Below are 15,753 nucleotides of genomic sequence, written 5' to 3' on the forward strand. Positions count from 1 at the left end.
GGTGCTCTTGAGTGCATCGCGAGCAAGCTCGCTCCTACAAAAAGCACCGCGCGGTGGATCAGCCGGCGTTGGCGGCTGTCTTGTTGGTTTTCTCAAGCAAAGTGATGCGCTCTTGCAGCTTGGCCAGTTCGGCATCGATCTCGGCCAGGCGCTTGGCTTTGCCTGCCGCTTCAAGCTGGATGTCGGCGTTGACGGTGGTGCGCTGCTTGAACAGCTCAAGCTGACGGATCGGCAGTAACTGGTCGTCGCTGGACTTCAAGAACTTGCCCAGTTGCATGCCCGCGAGCACGGCTTTCTCGGAGTCGGTGTCGCCATAGCTGAAGATGAAGTCGCGAATTTTTTGCTTCTCGCTGTCGCTCAGCGCCTTGCTCCATACCAGCGGGTCGGCGGGGATCAGCGGCGACTTCCAGATCACCTTGAGCATTGCAGCCTTGTCAGGCTGGGTGACTTCGAGGCGATCCCAGCTTTCGGTGTTGAAGGTCGCGACATCCAGTTGCCCCTTGGCCACGCTCAAGGCATTGACCTCGTGGCTGGAGTTGAGGGTGCGCTTGAACGCGGTGGCGGCGTCGACGTGGTTCTTGGCGAACACGTAGTAGCCCGGCACCAGATAACCCGAAGTGGAGTTCGGATCACCGTTGCCAAAGGTCAGGTTCTTGGCGTTTTTCAGCATGTCGTCGACGGAGTTGATCGGGCTGTCCTTGCGCACGATCAATACGCTCCAGTAGCCGGCAGCACCGCTGGCGGCAGCAGTCTGGGCAAAGATCTCGCCGTTGGAACGGTCCACGGCTTCGATGGCGGCCTTGTTGCCGAGCCAGGCAACGTCAACCTTGTTGAAGCGCATGCCCTGGATCAAACCGGCATAGTCAGAAGCGAAGGTGGCGTTGATCTTCAGGCCGGTTTTCTTCTGCATGTCATTCAGAAACGGCTGCCAGATGCTCTTGAGGTTCTGCGAGGACTCGGTGGACATGATGCCGAAGTTGATGGCTTTTTCTTCAGCCTGGGCGGTGCCCAGCACACAGCTGGCGAGCAGTGCTGCGCCAGCAAAAACGCGACCGATACGGTTCAACATGGAAAGGTTTCCTGAGGGTGAACGGTTGGGAAAACGGGAAGTGTTCACGCGCGCGCCAGTACCAGGCGGGGTGCGGGTTCGGCGGCGCGAATGTGGTCGGAACACATCAGGCTGGTGTCGATATCGGCACCGTACAAATCATTGAGAAATTGCCCGCTGAGTTCAGCGGCGCGGCCATCGAAATGGATGCGTCCGCCCTTGAGTGCCACGGCACGCGGGCAATAACGGGTGGCGTAATCCACTTGATGCAGGGTGACCACCACAGTCTTGCCATCGCGACGGTTGATGTCGGCGAGGATTTCCATGACCTTGCGCGCCGACTCCGGGTCGAGCGAGGCGATGGGCTCATCCGCCAGAATCACCTCGGCACGCTGGGTCAATGCCCGGGCGATCGCCACGCGCTGCTGCTGGCCGCCGGACAGGGTCGAGGCTCGTTGCGCTGCCAGATCGGCCAGGCCAACGCGGTCCAGGGACTCCATGGCGAACTGTTTTTCTTCGGCATTAAACAGGTTCAAGTTGCCACGCCAGCGCGGCATGCGCCCCAGGCAACCGAGCAGTACGTTGTCGAGTACGCTCAGGCGGTTGACCAGATTGAACTGCTGAAAGATGTAGCCGATGTCGGCACGCAGGCGCCGCACCTTGCCATTGAGCCGCCCGCTCGCCTGCACCTCTCGACCCAGCACTTTGACGCTGCCACCGTTGTTGCGATCGCAACAGGCCAGGCCCGCGAGGTGGCGCAGCAAGGTGGACTTACCGGAGCCGGAAGCGCCAATCAGCGCGACCATCTCACCGGCCGCGATGGTCAGCTCGAGGTCGACCAGTGCGGTTTTACGCGAAAAGGTCTTGTTCAGATGATCGACATGGATAGCTGCGTTCATGGGCTTCTCTGTCTGGTTGAACAGCCATCCATGGCCGTATTTGAGTTCAACCGACTTTAGGCACGGGCTGTGTCAGCCCTATGACTCGCACAAGTCGCTGCAATAACGATTTGATGAAGGATTTGTGAAAGGTTGGGAGCGTGTGAGGAGCAACAAGATCAAGATCAAAAGATCGCAGCCTGCGGCAGCTCCTACATGGATACGTATATCTCCTGTAGGAGCTGCCGCAGGCTGCGATCTTATGGATTTGAACGCTTGCGACGTTAAGTAGCCCGGGTTGCGCGAGCGCGCAGGCGCGGAGTTACGAAGTCGAAGAATGCACGAAGCTTCAAGGGCAGCGGTGTTTGCCCCTTGTGCACGAGGTTGATGGGCAATGGAGATGACTCAAAGGGTTCGAGCACTACCTGCAACGCATCGTCACGCAGGGCATCAGCGACCTGATAAGACAGGACGCGTATCACCCCGACGCCAAGCACCGCGGCACCGATAGCCGCCTCCGCTGTATTGACGGCAAGTCGTGAATGAACAGGCACCGACAGCTCTGATTTGCCCGCCCCGAAAACCCAGGCGCCCACGGAGGCAAGGACTTCGAAAGTGATGCAATTATGCTCGGCGAGATCCCGTGGCGTGGCCGGCACGCCACGGGTTGCCAGGTAGTCCGGGCTTGCACACACCACCCGACGCACTGTCCCGACTTGTGTAGCCATGAGTGAGCTATCGGGCAATTTGCCGATCCGCACCGCGACGTCACAGTGCTCCTCCATCAGATGCACCACACGATCAGTCAGCATCAGGTTGACTTCAATTTCGGGGTACTGCGCGAGAAATTCTGCAATGACCGGCACCAGGTGCAAGCGCCCGAAAACCACCGGCGCCGTGACCACCAGCTCGCCCTTGGGCGAGGCGTATTCACCGGTCGCCGCGCGCTCGGCCTCACCGATCTCTTCAAGAATGCGTCTGCACGCCGCCACATAAGAACTGCCAGCTTCCGTCAAAGACAGTTGGCGCGTGGTGCGGTGAAGCAGGCGCGTCTTCAGGTGCGATTCGAGCTCCGCAACTTTTCGGCTGACGGTGGCAAGCGGCATGCCGAGGCGACGCGCGGCGCCCGACAGACTGCCCGAATCAACCACCGCTACGAGGACAGACATGGATTCAAGACGGTTCATGGAACCCTATCAAATTATGGAAGGATGATTCCCAATCCTAGGGGATTATCCATATTTAAGCGATTGCGTAAGGTTGGGCACTCATCTCCCGCGCGCGATATCCCGTCGCACAGGCGGGAAAGGCAACCTTGATGGAGAGTGCCGTGAGCGCCCTGCCCTTAACTTCCGAAAGTACGACAGCACCCGCGTTAGCGTCTCGCGGCAAGATCATCATGATGGCGATCATCGCCGGCGCGGTGATCACCAACATCTACTGCACACAGCCCATCCTGCCCTTGATTGCGTCAGACCTGGGGCTCGACCTGACGACAGTCGATCTGGTGGCGGGCTCGGCATTGCTCGGTTTCGCCACCGGGCTGGCGCTGCTGCTGCCAATGGGCGACCGTTTTGATCGGCGCAAACTGGTGCTGGGTCAGATTGCCATGGCGCTGTGCTTCGCACTTGCGGCCGCTATCTCACCCGGCGTCGGCACGCTCATCGCCGCGTCCTTCGGCCTCGGGATCGTGAGCTGCGTGCCTCAACAACTGGTGCCATTCGCCGCCGTCATGTCCAAGCCCAGCGAACGTGGGCGAAACGTCGGCACGGTGGTCAGCGGCATCATGGTCGGCATCCTGCTCGGGCGCACGATTGCCGGTGTGGTCGGTGAAGCCTGGGGCTGGCGTGCGGTGTATGGGTTGGAAGCGGCATTTATGATTCCGGTGTGGATTGCGGCGGCTGCATTGCTGCCCAAAGGCGTGCCCAGCACCAACCTTTCCTACCCGCGCCTGCTTGCTTCACTGTGGCCGCTGATGCGGGACAATTCGGCGATTCGCCAGTCAATGATTGTCCAGGCGCTGTTGTGGGCCTGCTTCAACGCCTTTTGGGTCAACCTGGCGGCACTGCTGGCTAACGGTCCGTTTCAACTTGGCAGCGCCTGGGCGGGGGGCTTCGGCATCATCGGCGCGGCGGGTGCTCTGGCCGCGTCACTCGGCGGCCGAGCCACTGACCGGCTGGGCTCGCGCAGCGTGATTGGCGCCAGTATCGGTATCGTGACGCTGGCCTATCTGCTGCTTTCTGGCGCGCAGACCTCGCTGACGTTGCTGGTACTCGGCGTGATCGTGCTCGATATCGGCGTGCAGTCGGGCCTGGTGTCGAACCAGACTCGCGCCTTCGCCGTAGACCCCAAGGCACAGGGCCGCATCAACAGCCTCTACATGACGGCCACGTTCTTTGGTGGTGCGGTGGGCGCAGCGATCAGCGGCTGGCTGATGACCCGTTATGGCTGGTCCGGCATCGTGATCTTCGGCATTGCCCTGGGGCTGCTTGCTCTGGCAATCCACTGGATCGGGGCACCGCGCCGGGCGACGCGCTAATTACAGACAAGAAAAAGGCGACCTCGAAGGTCGCCTTTTTCATTACTGCCCGAATTGCCGCCCAAGACCGCCAGGCACGCCGTGGATATCTGTCTCTTCCCACGGCCCTTTCGGGCTGATCGAGCGGCTCCAGCCGTTGTCCCAGCGGTAGTAAGTGCGCTGGCGGTAGAAGGTGTTCGGTTGATCATCGAGCACATAGACACCCAGTTTCGGGTCCCAATGACTGTTGCCCCCCGGCGGCGGCGCGAAGCTGGCGGAAGTACGCGGCAACGGCTTGGCGGGTTTGGCGGGAATGGCAGGTTTGCCCGGTGCAGGCGACGTCGATGGCGTGGGGCTGGGCTGCGACGGCGGGATCGGTGGTGGCGTCTGCGGCTCGGGTGGCCGATGGACCGCACAAGCGCTCAGCCCTAAAACAACGCTGAGCAGGGTAATACGAGCGATGGCGGTCATGGTGCGTGTCCTGTTATTTGTCCGGGCTGTCGATGGTCAGTGTTTGCGGCGCGGTGGTGCTGCTGGCCAGAGGCTGGCTGCGACCGACCCACTCGCCCGCCGTCGGTTGACCGGCACGGGAGATGCGCGCAACCAGTTGGACTTCAGGGAAGTTCGACAGTTTCAACTGCGGCATCATTGCGTCGGCATCACCCAGTTCAACGGTCGCCGGCAAGTCTGCGACAGTCAGGCGTTTGGCCGCCAGCGGCGCAGGCGGGCCAGAGGTAGCACGGGCAAAAATGAACACGCTGTCGCCCGGCTGGACTTTGCCTTTCAGTTCGGCCGCCAGATCCACCTGGACCTTGAGCAGCGCCGCTGTCTTGGCCACCGGCGCCGGTGCGACTTTGCCGCCGCTGGCCACCAGTTTTTCGGTGGCGCGGGTAATGCCGCCCTGCAATGCGATACGGGATTTATCGTCCGGCGGCAGTTGCTCCAGCAGGCGATTCCAGTAATCGATGGCTTGTTGATAATGCTCGCTTTCGAAGGCCGCGATGCCCAGCAGGCCGAGGCTGGTGACTTCTTTCGGATCAGCCTTCAACGCTTCGTCAGTCAGCGCCTGAATCTTGTCCGACCACGTCTTGCCATCGGCGAAGTACTGGGCCTGGGCCCATTGGCCCAACAATTCAGGTTGACGACCGGCGAGGTTGACAGTGCGCTCGAAGATCTTCGCCGCATCGGCGGGACGATCCTGAGTCATGTAAGTGCGACCGAGGAAGTACAAGGCTTCAGCCGAATCCGGCTGCGCCGCGACTGCGCGCTCCAGGCGTCGGGTCATTTCCTCCATCGACTGCGGTGCCTGGGAGAATTCCCGGGCCAACTCGACTTTATCGCTGGCACCGAAATGCAGGTACAAGCCCAGGCCCAAAACCGGCACCAGAATCGCCGCCAGCAAAGGCGCCGGTTTGCCCAATCGAGACACCCGTGGTGCGGCAACGCCTTCGGTATCCGCGAGCAATTCACGGGCAGCTTCAGCGCGGCCGGCGTCCATTTGCGCGGCATCGAGAATGCCCTCTTCCTGCTGAACGTGCAGTTCAGCCACGCGCTCCTGATACAGCGCTACGTTCAGGGCAGTACGATCCTCTTCGAGCTGGGCGCGACGACTACGCAGAACGGGGATCAGCAGAAAACTCAGGGCCACCAGAAGCAGCAGACCTGCAGCGAGCCAGAAATCAATCATTCTTGGTTTTTATCCAACAGATGGTCGAGGCGCTCACGCTCCTCGGCAGAAAGCGAGTCCGGAGTTTCAGCGCGTTGCACGCGACGACGGCGGACAATCACCGCGATGATCACAAAACCGCCCAGCAGCAGGCCGGCGGGGCCGAACCAGAGCAGTGCAGTCTTGGCGTTCAGGGCCGGTTTGTAGCGGACGAAATCACCGTAGCGATCAACCATGAAGTCGATGATTTGCTGGTTGTCCTTGCCCTCGCCCAACATGCGAAAAATCTCTCTGCGCAGGTCGGCCGCAATCGGTGCGTTGGAGTCGGCGATATCCTGGTTCTGGCACTTGGGGCAGCGCAGCTCCTTGGTCAGCTCGCGGAAACGCTCACGGTCGCCTTCTTTGGCAAACTCATAGGTGTCGATTGCGGCGTGAGCCACACCCGCCATGCTCAGGCCCAAAACGACGGCAGCGATCCAGCGCTTCATGGCTTGGCCTCATCGACCAGCGCCTGATACTTGGCCGCCAGTTTTTCGTGCCAGACCTGCTCGTCGATCACGCCAACGAACTTGTCGCGGATGATGCCCTTGGCGTCGATGAAGAAGGTTTCCGGCGCGCCATACACGCCGAGGTTCAGGCCCAGGGTGCCGGCGTCGTCGCGGATGTCGAGTTGATAAGGGTTATGGAATTCCGTCAGCCACTTCAAGGCATCGGCGTTGATGTCCTTGTAGTTGATGCCGTAGATCAGCACGCCCTTCTCGGCCAGTTTGTTCAACACCGGGTGCTCGACCCGGCAGGAAATGCACCAGGTGCCCCAGACGTTGACCAGTGCCGGTTTGCCGAGAATGTCAGCACGGCTCAAGGTCTTTTCGCCCTGCACCGCAGGGAGTGAAAATTCCGGGAAAGGTTTGCCGATCATCGCCGACGGCAACTCGGCCGGGTCCAGGTACAGACCGCGATAAAGGAAAACAGCGACCACCAGAAAAATCGCCAGTGGCAGCAGCATCAACCAACGTCTCATGCAGTGGCTCCCGTCATGCCCAGTGCTTCACGCACGCGGCTTTTCACCTTGACCCGATAGCGACGATCCAGCGCCGCCAGCAACCCGCCGAGACCAGTAAGCAACCCACCGAACCAGATCCAGCGCACGAATGGTTTAACGTGAACGCGCACGGCCCAGGCGCCATCGCCCAGCGGTTCGCCCAGTGCGACGTAGAGATCACGGGTGAAACCGGCGTCGATCCCGGCTTCGGTCATCACCGAGTTTTGCACGGTATACAGACGTTTTTCAGGATGCAGCACGCTGACTTCTTTGCCATCGCGGATCACCCGGATGGTGCCCTTGTCGGACGTGAAGTTCGGGCCTTCGAAGTGCTTGGCACCTTCGAACACAAAGTGATAACCGGCCAGGTCCATGGACTCGCCCGGTGCCAGACGCAGGTCGCGCTCGGCACTGTTCTGGCTCGACAACACCACGCCGAGGGCACAGACCGCGATACCCAGGTGAGCAAGCTGCATGCCCCAATAGCTGCGAGTCAGGGCCGGCAGGCCTTTGATCAGGCCTTTGTGGCGAGTCTTGTCGCGGATATCCCTCACGCCGGCCAGCAATACCCAGGCCGCGAGCATGAAGGTTGCAATCACCGCCCAGTTGAAATCGCCGTAAGCGACGCCGGCCACAACGGCCAGCGCGGCGCTGCCGAGCAATACCGGGGTCAGCATGTTGAACAGCCATTTAACCGGCGTGTCTTTCCAGCGCACCAGCATGCCGACCGCCATCACCACCATCAGCAACGCCATCAACGGAATGAACAGCGCGTTGAAGTACGGTGGGCCGACCGACAGTTTGGCGCCGGTCATCGCGTCCAGAATCAGCGGGTACAAGGTGCCCAGCAGGATCATCGACGCCGCCACCACCAGCACCAGGTTGTTGCCCAGCAGCAAGGTTTCCCGGGACCAGAGGTTGAAGCCAACCTGGCTCTTCACCACCGGTGCGCGCAGGGCGAACAGCGTCAGTGAACCACCGACCACGAACAGCAGGAAAATCAGGATGAACACACCGCGTTCAGGGTCGGAGGCAAAGGCGTGCACCGACGTCAGCACGCCGGAACGCACGAGGAAAGTCCCGAGCAGGCTCAGCGAGAACGCGGCGATGGCCAGCAACACGGTCCAGCTCTTGAATACGCCACGTTTTTCCGTGACCGCCAACGAATGAATCAGCGCGGTACCCACCAGCCAAGGCATGAAGGAAGCGTTTTCCACCGGGTCCCAGAACCACCAGCCGCCCCAGCCGAGTTCGTAATAGGCCCACCACGAACCGAGGGTGATGCCGATACCGAGGAAAGCCCAGGCGACGATGGTCCATGGACGCGACCAGCGAGCCCACGCCGCGTCCAGGCGACCGCCCATCAACGCCGCGATGGCGAAGGCGAATGCCACCGAGAAGCCTACGTAACCCATGTACAGCATCGGTGGGTGAACGATCAGGCCAATGTCTTGCAGCAATGGATTGAGGTCAGCACCGTCGCTCGGGATCTGCGGCAGAATGCGCTTGAACGGGTTCGAGGTAAGGATCAGGAACAGCAGGAAACCGGTGCTGATCATGCCCATCACCGCCAGCACCCGCGCCAGCATCACTTGCGGCAACTGCCGGGAGAACACCGACACGGCGAAAGTCCAGCCACCGAGGATCAACGCCCACAGCAGCAACGAACCTTCGTGCGCGCCCCACACGGCGCTGAATTTGTAGTACCACGGCAAGGCGCTGTTGGAGTTGCTGGCGACATAGCCGACGGAAAAGTCATCCGTCATGAACGCATAGGTCAGGCAACCGAAAGCGAACACCAGGAAAGTGAATTGACCCCACGCGGCGGGCTGGGCCAGGCTCATCCATAAACGGTCGCCGCGCCAGGCACCGAGCAACGGCACCACGGCCTGAACCAGCGCGAAGCACAGCGCCAGGATCATGGCCAAATGGCCCAATTCAGGAATGAAAATGGTGGCAGTCATGGATCAACCCTCCTTCGCAGGTGTTGGAGCGGTTTGGCCACTGTCTTTGAGGGCCTTGGTCACTTCAGGCGGCATGTACTTTTCATCGTGCTTGGCCAGCACTTCATCGGCGACAACCACGCCCTCGGCGTTGATTTTGCCCAAGGCGACGATGCCCTGCCCTTCGCGGAACAAGTCCGGCAGGATGCCGCGGTAGGTGATGGTCACGGATTTGTTGAAGTCGGTGACCACGAATTTCACGTCCAGGGAATCGTTGGAACGTTGCAGCGATCCCTTCTCGACCATGCCACCCGCTCGAATGCGCGTGTCTTGCGGGGCTTCGCCATTGGCGATCTGGGTCGGGGTGTAAAACAGATTGATGTTTTGCTGCAGGGCGCTCAGGGCCAGGCCAACGGCAGCGCCGACCCCGACCAAAATCGCAAAAATGATGATAAGACGCTTTTTACGCAGCGGATTCACTTGCCGTTCTCCCGGCGCAAACGACGCGCCTCTTGTTGCAGATACCGCTTGCGGGCCAGAATCGGCGCCGCCACGTTGAGGGCCAGGACCGCCAGGCAAATGCCATAGGCTGACCAGACATACAGACCATGATGGCCCATGGCGATGAAGTCGCCGAATGAAGCAAAACTCATCGAACGGCCTCCAGGCTGTTTTCCACTTCGGCCTTGACCCAACTGGCCCGCGCCTCACGCTTGAGCACTTCAAGGCGCATGCGCAGCAGCAGCACCGCGCCGAAGAAACAATAGAAGCCCAGCGCCGTCAGCAGCAGTGGCAGCCACATCTCGGCGGGCATCGCCGGTTTTTCGGTGAGGGTGAAGGTCGCGCCCTGGTGCAAGGTGTTCCACCACTCCACCGAGTACTTGATGATCGGGATGTTGATCACGCCAACAATCGCCAGCACCGCGCAGGCCTTGGCCGCGCTGTCGCGATTGCTGATGGCGTTGCCCAGCGCAATGAGACCGAAGTACAGGAAAAGCAGGATCAACATAGACGTGAGTCGTGCGTCCCAGACCCACCACGAGCCCCAGGTCGGTTTACCCCAGATCGCGCCGGTGACCAGCGCAACCGCTGTCATCCAGGCACCAATGGGCGCCGCGCACTGCAGGGCGACGTCGGCCAGTTTCATCTTCCACACCAGACCCACCACGCCGCACACGGCCAGCATCACGTAGATGGACTGCGCCAGCATGGCGGCCGGAACATGGATATAAATGATGCGAAAGCTGTTGCCTTGCTGGTAATCCGGCGGCGCAAAGGCCAGGCCCCAAACTACGCCAACGCCGATCAGCAGCAACGCCGCGACGCTCAGCCATGGCAGTAGTTTGCCGCTGATGCCATAAAACCATTTGGGTGAGCCGAGCTTATGAAACCAGGTCCAGTTCATTACTGTTTCCATCACGGTTGCCACTCGTTGTCACGAGTAGCCAGGGTCTGCTTTTCTTTCAAAAAGAGTGGTTAAAATTTAACCAGACCTCATTATTATTCGCCGACGCTGATCTTCAGGCCAGCAGCTATTGCAAAAGGTGTCAGGGTTATCGCCAGGGCGGTCAGGCTACCAAGCCACAGCAGATACCCGGTCGCTGGCATGCCTTGTAATGCTGCCTGCAAGGCGCCACTGCCAAGAATCAACACCGGGATGTACAACGGCAGAATCAGCAATGCCAGTAACAGGCCACCGCGCTTCAAGCCGACAGTCAGGGCCGCGCCCACCGCACCGAGCAGGCTCAGCACCGGTGTACCCAGCAATAAAGAAAGCAGCAACACTGGCAGACAAGCGGCAGGCAAACCGAGCATCAACGCCAGCAAGGGTGCGAGCAAAACCAGTGCCAGGCCAGAGAACGCCCAGTGTGCCAGCACCTTGGCCAAAACCAGAAGAGCCAGGGGGTGCGACGAAAGGACCCACTGTTCCAGCGATCCGTCCTCGAAATCACTGCGGAAAAGCCCGTCCAGCGAGAGCAAAACCGATAAAAGGGCTGCCACCCAGACCAGTCCCGGAGACAAGGTTTGCAACAATTGAGACTCGGGGCCGACCGCCAACGGGAACAGTGAAACGACGATGGCAAAAAATACCAGCGGATTGGCCAGTTCCGCAGGACGGCGGAACAGCAGGCGGGCCTCGCGGGCGACCAACAGGCCGAAAACACTCATACGGCCCAGTTCCCCAGATCAATATTGCGATAACCGGCCGGCATCCGGCTCAGTGTGTGGTGAGTGGTTAGCACCACCATGCCGCCACGTTCACAGTGGGCGGCCAGATGTTCTTCCAGCTGCGCCACGCCTTGTTTGTCGAGAGCGGTGAACGGCTCATCGAGAATCCACAGCGGCGGGCTGTCCAGAAACAACCGCGCCAGTGCGACTCGCCGTTGCTGGCCAGCGGACAGGGTGTGACAGGGAACATCTTCGAAACCACGCAGTCCGACGGCTGCCAGTGCCTGCCAGATCGCCTCGTGCGTGGCCGGCTGATGCAGGGCGCAGAGCCAGCTCAAATTCTCTTCCGGCGTCAACAGGTCCTTGATGCCGGCGGCATGGCCGATCCACAGCAGGTTGCGCGCCAGCTCCGTACGCTGCTCGTTCAACGGTTGCCCATTGAGCAGAACCTGACCGGCGGTCGGCTGCATGAGCCCCGACAGCAGGCGTAACAAGCTGGTTTTGCCACTGCCATTGGGGCCGCTGATCTGTACCATTTCGCCACTGGCCAGTCTCAAATCGAGATTTTCGAAGAGCAGCCGGAGGTCTCGCTCACAAGCAAGGGCAACGGTTTGCAGGACAGGACTGGTCAAGGATTCGCGGGCCTTATACGGTTCAAGTCGGCTCTGGAGCGGCCGTTAAATAGAGATGCAGAATAGATGTATTGGCAGACTCAACGAGAGAGCTGCGTCAAATAATTGCAATGTTTCCGCCACTCTGTATACAACGCGGCGGCATTATACATGCCATCTCCTACTCTCAAGAGTGCATTTTCCCAAGGTTGTGACCGCGTATGACAGGCGAAATGAACATCCCCCCAGTGCCGCAGATCACGCCAGCGACATCGCGTCCGCTGGCGATCAGTGGTGAGCTGATCAAGCTGTTGACGCCGATGGAGGGCCTGATCACCGCTGGTCAGTCCGCAAAGGCTGAAGTGCTGTCGCTCAAGCAGGCGGATCAGACTTTTCAACTGTTGCTCAAAGTCACCCTCGACAGCGGCCGCCAGACCACCGTCCAGGCCACCAGCAATCAACCGTTGGCCCAAGGCACCAGCCTGCTGGTCACCCAGCCCTCGGCGAGCAACCTGGCAGTCACCGTGCAACAGGCCATTGCCTCCAGCGTCGCCACCCTCACCCGCCTCGACACCGCGCAATTGCCGATCGGCACCCTGTTGCAGGGCAAAGTGCTGACCTCCCAGGTGCTGCCGCAGGTGCCGGGCCAGCCAACGGTGTTCCGCTCGCTGGTGAGCCTGCTTAACACCGCCCTCAGCGGCAGCACCCTGAGCATCGACAGCCCGCAACCATTGCGCATCGGCACCTTGCTGAGCGCGCAAGTACAGGACACCCAGACGCTGAAGTTCGTGCCGCTGAGCAACCGTCAGGAACAGTTGGCCGTGACTCAACAACTGGCCGGCCAACAAAGCCGCCAGGGCTCGCTGGACGGTCTGCTGAAACTCCTGCAAGACCTGCCGGCTTCGGATCAGACTTCCGCCGATCTGCGTTCCATCGCCGACAAATTGCTCGCGGGCCTGCCCGACGTTCAACAACTGAGCACGGCAAAAGGCCTGGCCTTGGCGCTGGCCGGAAGCGGTGTTTTCCTCGAAACGAAACTGCTGACCGGACAGAACCCGACACTGACGCCTGATCTGAAAGGCAACCTGTTGAAGCTGATCGCGCAATTGACGCCGGGATTGCCAGCCAACACCAATCTCGGCGCAATCATCGCGGCCAATACCCTGGCCCAAGTGATGCCAAATTTCGTGCGTAATGCCCTTGGCATGCTCGGGCAAGTCAGTGCCAAATCGCCGCCAAGCAGCTTTCCGCTGCCCGAACGTCTGTTGCAAAGCGCAGAAGGTGAAGACGATCTCGAACACCTGCTGCGCCTGGCGGCGGCGGCGGTGTCACGTCTGCAAAGCCATCAGCTGTCGAGCCTGGAACAGACTGGTGTCACCAGCGACGGACGCCTGATGAGCACCTGGCAACTGGAAATCCCGATGCGCAACCTGCAGGACATCGTGCCGCTACAGGTCAAGTTCCAGCGCGAAGAAGCCCCTGAAAAAGAATCCCCACAGGAACGCCGCGATGAGCGCGAGCCCAAGCAACAATTATGGCGCGTCGAACTGGCGTTCGACATGGAGCCTTTAGGGCCGCTGCAAATCCAGGCGCAGTTGATCAAGAGCAGCCTGTCCAGTCAGCTGTGGGCCGAACGGCCGTACACCGCCAGCCTGATCGAAAGCAATCTGGCGGCATTACGCGAACGCTTGTTGGCATCCGGCCTGAACGTCAGCGATCTCGACTGCCACCTCGGCACGCCACCCCAAGGCACGCAAACCCGCCTCGAACAACGCTGGGTCGACGAAACCGCATGAAAAACCCCAATGCCCCGCGCCAGGCCATCGCCCTCAAATACGACGGCACCCACGCCCCAACCCTCACGGCCAAGGGCGACGAAGAACTGGCGGAAGAAATCCTGAGGATTGCCCGCGATTACGAAGTGCCGATCTACGAAAACGCCGAACTGGTGAAACTGCTGGCGCGGATGGAGCTGGGAGACAGCATTCCGGAAGAGTTGTACCGGACGATTGCCGAGATCATTGCGTTTGCGTGGAATTTGAAGGGCAAGTTTCCGGCGGGGCAGGATCCGAATGCGCCGCGGGTGGAGAAGGATGTGACTGAGCGTGGGGATGATTACTGAGGTTTTAAGGACGCCTTCGCGAGCAGGCTCGCTCCCACACTAGATTGGCGACGCGCCACCGATCCCTTGTAGGAGCGAGCCTGCTCGCGATTGCCGATTTCAGCCAAATCGCAAAAACCAGTTCTTGCGCAATTAGGCCAGCGTCTCGTAATCAGCCTTGAAAAAACGCAAAAGCCTGAGGCTGCGGCCGACAATCAAACCATTGATCAGACCCGCTCCCAATGCTGACCATGCCACCGCCAAAACTTCATCCGCCAGTTCCGGATGCATGGCCGCCTGGTACCCACTGTAGTAACGCCATGCAAAGAACCCCCAGTACACAACCAGCACCTTGACCGTGCCACCCAGCACCAGACGCTCACCATCACGCTCCACGCTTTGATACGAGTAAAAGCGCAACGCCAATATCCAACCCGCCAGCAACCCCAATGCATACACCGAAAGCGGAATTGCGGCACCTTGGGAGAAATTCAGAGAGACAAGGGAAATGGCGACAAAAATCAGCGGCGTGATTTGCAACGACCTCTTCGACTCATGACTCTTGAAGCAGGCACTGACGCCGTAATAAGTCAGGATAAAAAAGACCGCATAAACCCACAGCGGGGTACCACGCAAAATGTCGAACATAGGCCTCCTTGGCAGTGCATGTAGCCTAAACAGTCATTGTTGATCAGCGGCGATGAAGTTACCGAGGGCAGGATGATTACTGAAGTCTGGAGGACGCCTTCACGGGCAGCCCGCTCCCAGCCTGAAATCACTGTAGGAGCGAGCGTGCTCGCGATGAAGGCATGAGCAACGCGTTTATTCAGAAAGCCCGCGTTATCGTTGACGTCCATCGCGAGCAGGATCGCTCCTGCAAGTAACTAGCTGCTTTTATGCAATTTGCTCATCAACTCCGCCTCAGCCTGGGTCAAGCCACAGGACTGGGTCAGTTCGTCGACGCTCGCGCCCATGCCGACCAATCGTGCCGCCTGGGCGAACGACAGGCTGGAAGGATCGCGCTGTTCCACCTGAGCCAGTTTGTCAGGCAGAGGGGCGACGATCGCGCGCAGTTCGTGCAGGTCTTCACCCATGCGCACGTTGCCGTTCTGATAGTTGTCGACGCGCTTGGCCAGGTCCTTGATGCGCTGATCGCGCAGCGCATCACCCTGGGCCTGTTGCGCGGCGATAAGCTTTTGACCGCGAATGTACGCCAGAAACATTGCCAGCGTGCCTGCCCAAAACAGGAACAGGACAATGACCGCCACCTCAAGAATCAATCAGATACTCTCCAGTTCCGACCATTCTTCTTCGCTCATCATCTTGTCGAGTTCGACCAGGATCAGCAGTTCGTTGTTCTTGTTGCACACGCCTTGAATGAACTTGGCGGATTCTTCGTTACCGACGTTTGGCGCGGTTTCGATTTCCGACTGACGCAGGTAAACCACTTCGGCCACGCTGTCGACCATGATCCCGACCACTTGCTTGTCGGCTTCGATGATGACGATACGGGTGTTGTCGCTGATTTCGGCGTTCATCAGGCCGAAGCGCTGACGGGTGTCGATCACGGTGACCACGTTACCGCGCAGGTTGATGATGCCCAGCACGTAGCTCGGGGCACCCGGAACCGGGGCGATCTCGGTGTAACGCAGGACTTCCTGAACGCGCATCACGTTGATGCCGTAGGTTTCGTTGTCCAGCTTGAAGGTTACCCATTGCAGGATCGGATCTTCGGAACCCTTTGCCGCCGTCGCCTTATCATTCATACCCTGACCCC

General features: G+C 60.0%; 19 protein-coding genes. 3 read left to right on the plus strand and 16 right to left on the minus strand.

Annotated features, from left to right (window positions below):
- Positions 1 to 58 precede the first annotated feature (58 nt).
- The 3 genes from phnD to KUF73_RS12060 form a co-directional block, all read right to left on the minus strand.
- A complete protein-coding gene (phnD, locus tag KUF73_RS12050) occupies positions 59 to 1,069 on the minus strand; it encodes a phosphonate ABC transporter substrate-binding protein (protein ID WP_218438269.1) in 1,011 nt (336 codons plus the stop codon).
- 44 nt (positions 1,070 to 1,113) lie between these two features.
- The gene (gene phnC / locus KUF73_RS12055; protein WP_218438270.1) at positions 1,114 to 1,947 is read right to left on the minus strand and encodes a phosphonate ABC transporter ATP-binding protein; all 834 of its coding nucleotides are present in this window, start codon (positions 1,945 to 1,947) and stop codon (positions 1,114 to 1,116) included.
- A 263-nt stretch (positions 1,948 to 2,210) separates the two neighbouring features.
- A complete protein-coding gene (locus KUF73_RS12060; protein ID WP_256345608.1) occupies positions 2,211 to 3,095 on the minus strand; it encodes a LysR family transcriptional regulator in 885 nt (294 codons plus the stop codon).
- Positions 3,096 to 3,256: 161 nt separating this feature from the next.
- Here KUF73_RS12060 and KUF73_RS12065 point away from each other — a divergent pair, with 161 nt between their 5' ends.
- Positions 3,257 to 4,465: an MFS transporter gene (locus KUF73_RS12065; protein WP_256345609.1), complete on the plus strand. Its 1,209-nt coding sequence runs from the start codon at positions 3,257 to 3,259 to the stop codon at positions 4,463 to 4,465.
- A gap of 42 nt (positions 4,466 to 4,507) precedes the next feature.
- Here the strand turns inward: KUF73_RS12065 and KUF73_RS12070 are convergent, their stop codons facing one another.
- The 10 genes from KUF73_RS12070 to ccmA form a co-directional block, all read right to left on the minus strand.
- Positions 4,508 to 4,915, minus strand: coding sequence for a hypothetical protein (locus tag KUF73_RS12070; RefSeq protein WP_218438273.1), 408 nt, complete (start codon positions 4,913 to 4,915; stop codon positions 4,508 to 4,510).
- A 13-nt stretch (positions 4,916 to 4,928) separates the two neighbouring features.
- Entirely contained in the window at positions 4,929 to 6,131 is a 1,203-nt protein-coding gene (gene ccmI, locus KUF73_RS12075; RefSeq protein ID WP_218438274.1) for a c-type cytochrome biogenesis protein CcmI, read from the minus strand.
- Positions 6,128 to 6,598 carry a cytochrome c-type biogenesis protein gene (locus KUF73_RS12080; RefSeq protein WP_218438275.1) on the minus strand — a complete coding sequence of 157 codons (471 nt, stop codon included), beginning with the start codon at positions 6,596 to 6,598 and terminating at the stop codon, positions 6,128 to 6,130. The genes ccmI and KUF73_RS12080 overlap by 4 nt, the downstream gene beginning before the upstream one ends.
- Positions 6,595 to 7,131 carry a DsbE family thiol:disulfide interchange protein gene (locus KUF73_RS12085; RefSeq protein ID WP_218438276.1) on the minus strand — a complete coding sequence of 179 codons (537 nt, stop codon included), beginning with the start codon at positions 7,129 to 7,131 and terminating at the stop codon, positions 6,595 to 6,597. Before KUF73_RS12085 ends, KUF73_RS12080 begins: the two co-directional genes overlap by 4 nt.
- Positions 7,128 to 9,116 (minus strand): heme lyase CcmF/NrfE family subunit, encoded by a 1,989-nt coding sequence (locus KUF73_RS12090; protein ID WP_218438277.1) that lies wholly within the window; start codon positions 9,114 to 9,116, stop codon positions 7,128 to 7,130. Before KUF73_RS12090 ends, KUF73_RS12085 begins: the two co-directional genes overlap by 4 nt.
- 3 nt (positions 9,117 to 9,119) lie before the next feature.
- A complete protein-coding gene (gene ccmE / locus KUF73_RS12095; RefSeq protein ID WP_218438278.1) occupies positions 9,120 to 9,575 on the minus strand; it encodes a cytochrome c maturation protein CcmE in 456 nt (151 codons plus the stop codon).
- A complete protein-coding gene (gene ccmD, locus KUF73_RS12100; protein WP_007980758.1) occupies positions 9,572 to 9,748 on the minus strand; it encodes a heme exporter protein CcmD in 177 nt (58 codons plus the stop codon). Before ccmD ends, ccmE begins: the two co-directional genes overlap by 4 nt.
- Positions 9,745 to 10,500, minus strand: a complete 756-nt coding sequence (locus KUF73_RS12105; RefSeq protein ID WP_218438279.1) for a heme ABC transporter permease — start codon at positions 10,498 to 10,500, stop codon at positions 9,745 to 9,747. The genes ccmD and KUF73_RS12105 overlap by 4 nt, the downstream gene beginning before the upstream one ends.
- A gap of 95 nt (positions 10,501 to 10,595) precedes the next feature.
- Positions 10,596 to 11,264: a heme exporter protein CcmB gene (gene ccmB / locus KUF73_RS12110; protein WP_218438280.1), complete on the minus strand. Its 669-nt coding sequence runs from the start codon at positions 11,262 to 11,264 to the stop codon at positions 10,596 to 10,598.
- Positions 11,261 to 11,896: a cytochrome c biogenesis heme-transporting ATPase CcmA gene (ccmA, locus tag KUF73_RS12115; RefSeq protein ID WP_218438281.1), complete on the minus strand. Its 636-nt coding sequence runs from the start codon at positions 11,894 to 11,896 to the stop codon at positions 11,261 to 11,263. The genes ccmB and ccmA overlap by 4 nt, the downstream gene beginning before the upstream one ends.
- 200 nt (positions 11,897 to 12,096) lie before the next feature.
- Between ccmA and KUF73_RS12120 the strand changes: the two genes are divergently transcribed.
- Entirely contained in the window at positions 12,097 to 13,671 is a 1,575-nt protein-coding gene (locus KUF73_RS12120; RefSeq protein WP_218438282.1) for a flagellar hook-length control protein FliK, read from the plus strand.
- Complete coding sequence (locus KUF73_RS12125; RefSeq protein ID WP_218438283.1) at positions 13,668 to 13,997, plus strand: EscU/YscU/HrcU family type III secretion system export apparatus switch protein; 330 nt, start codon at positions 13,668 to 13,670, stop codon at positions 13,995 to 13,997. Before KUF73_RS12120 ends, KUF73_RS12125 begins: the two co-directional genes overlap by 4 nt.
- 132 nt (positions 13,998 to 14,129) lie before the next feature.
- On the opposite strand, the gene KUF73_RS12130 is transcribed toward KUF73_RS12125, so the two are convergent.
- The 3 genes from KUF73_RS12130 to KUF73_RS12140 all read right to left on the minus strand — a co-directional run bounded on the left by KUF73_RS12130 (position 14,130) and on the right by KUF73_RS12140 (position 15,742).
- Positions 14,130 to 14,624 carry a DUF6622 family protein gene (locus KUF73_RS12130; protein WP_218438284.1) on the minus strand — a complete coding sequence of 165 codons (495 nt, stop codon included), beginning with the start codon at positions 14,622 to 14,624 and terminating at the stop codon, positions 14,130 to 14,132.
- A 236-nt stretch (positions 14,625 to 14,860) separates the two neighbouring features.
- Positions 14,861 to 15,256, minus strand: a complete 396-nt coding sequence (locus tag KUF73_RS12135; protein ID WP_218438285.1) for a DUF2802 domain-containing protein — start codon at positions 15,254 to 15,256, stop codon at positions 14,861 to 14,863.
- A complete protein-coding gene (locus KUF73_RS12140; protein ID WP_007980742.1) occupies positions 15,257 to 15,742 on the minus strand; it encodes a chemotaxis protein CheW in 486 nt (161 codons plus the stop codon). It abuts the gene before it with no gap.
- Positions 15,743 to 15,753: the final 11 nt, after the last annotated feature.

This window comes from Pseudomonas sp. PD9R, assembly GCF_019200975.1.
Lineage (GTDB): Bacteria > Pseudomonadota > Gammaproteobacteria > Pseudomonadales > Pseudomonadaceae > Aquipseudomonas.

Excerpts from the sequence above, each read along its gene's own strand:
- KUF73_RS12085 (WP_218438276.1), bottom strand. The coding sequence starts at position 7,131 with ATGAGACGTTGGTTGATGCTGCTGCCACTGGCGATTTTTCTGGTGGTC.
- phnD (WP_218438269.1), bottom strand. The coding sequence starts at position 1,069 with ATGTTGAACCGTATCGGTCGCGTTTTTGCTGGCGCAGCACTGCTCGCC.
- KUF73_RS12090 (WP_218438277.1), bottom strand. The coding sequence starts at position 9,116 with ATGACTGCCACCATTTTCATTCCTGAATTGGGCCATTTGGCCATGATC.
- ccmD (WP_007980758.1), bottom strand. The coding sequence starts at position 9,748 with ATGAGTTTTGCTTCATTCGGCGACTTCATCGCCATGGGCCATCATGGT.
- KUF73_RS12060 (WP_256345608.1), bottom strand. The coding sequence starts at position 3,095 with ATGTCTGTCCTCGTAGCGGTGGTTGATTCGGGCAGTCTGTCGGGCGCC.
- KUF73_RS12120 (WP_218438282.1), top strand. The coding sequence starts at position 12,097 with ATGACAGGCGAAATGAACATCCCCCCAGTGCCGCAGATCACGCCAGCG.
- phnC (WP_218438270.1), bottom strand. The coding sequence starts at position 1,947 with ATGAACGCAGCTATCCATGTCGATCATCTGAACAAGACCTTTTCGCGT.
- ccmB (WP_218438280.1), bottom strand. The coding sequence starts at position 11,264 with ATGAGTGTTTTCGGCCTGTTGGTCGCCCGCGAGGCCCGCCTGCTGTTC.
- KUF73_RS12140 (WP_007980742.1), bottom strand. The coding sequence starts at position 15,742 with ATGAATGATAAGGCGACGGCGGCAAAGGGTTCCGAAGATCCGATCCTG.
- KUF73_RS12125 (WP_218438283.1), top strand. The coding sequence starts at position 13,668 with ATGAAAAACCCCAATGCCCCGCGCCAGGCCATCGCCCTCAAATACGAC.
- ccmI (WP_218438274.1), bottom strand. The coding sequence starts at position 6,131 with ATGATTGATTTCTGGCTCGCTGCAGGTCTGCTGCTTCTGGTGGCCCTG.
- KUF73_RS12130 (WP_218438284.1), bottom strand. The coding sequence starts at position 14,624 with ATGTTCGACATTTTGCGTGGTACCCCGCTGTGGGTTTATGCGGTCTTT.
- KUF73_RS12105 (WP_218438279.1), bottom strand. The coding sequence starts at position 10,500 with ATGAACTGGACCTGGTTTCATAAGCTCGGCTCACCCAAATGGTTTTAT.
- KUF73_RS12070 (WP_218438273.1), bottom strand. The coding sequence starts at position 4,915 with ATGACCGCCATCGCTCGTATTACCCTGCTCAGCGTTGTTTTAGGGCTG.
- KUF73_RS12080 (WP_218438275.1), bottom strand. The coding sequence starts at position 6,598 with ATGAAGCGCTGGATCGCTGCCGTCGTTTTGGGCCTGAGCATGGCGGGT.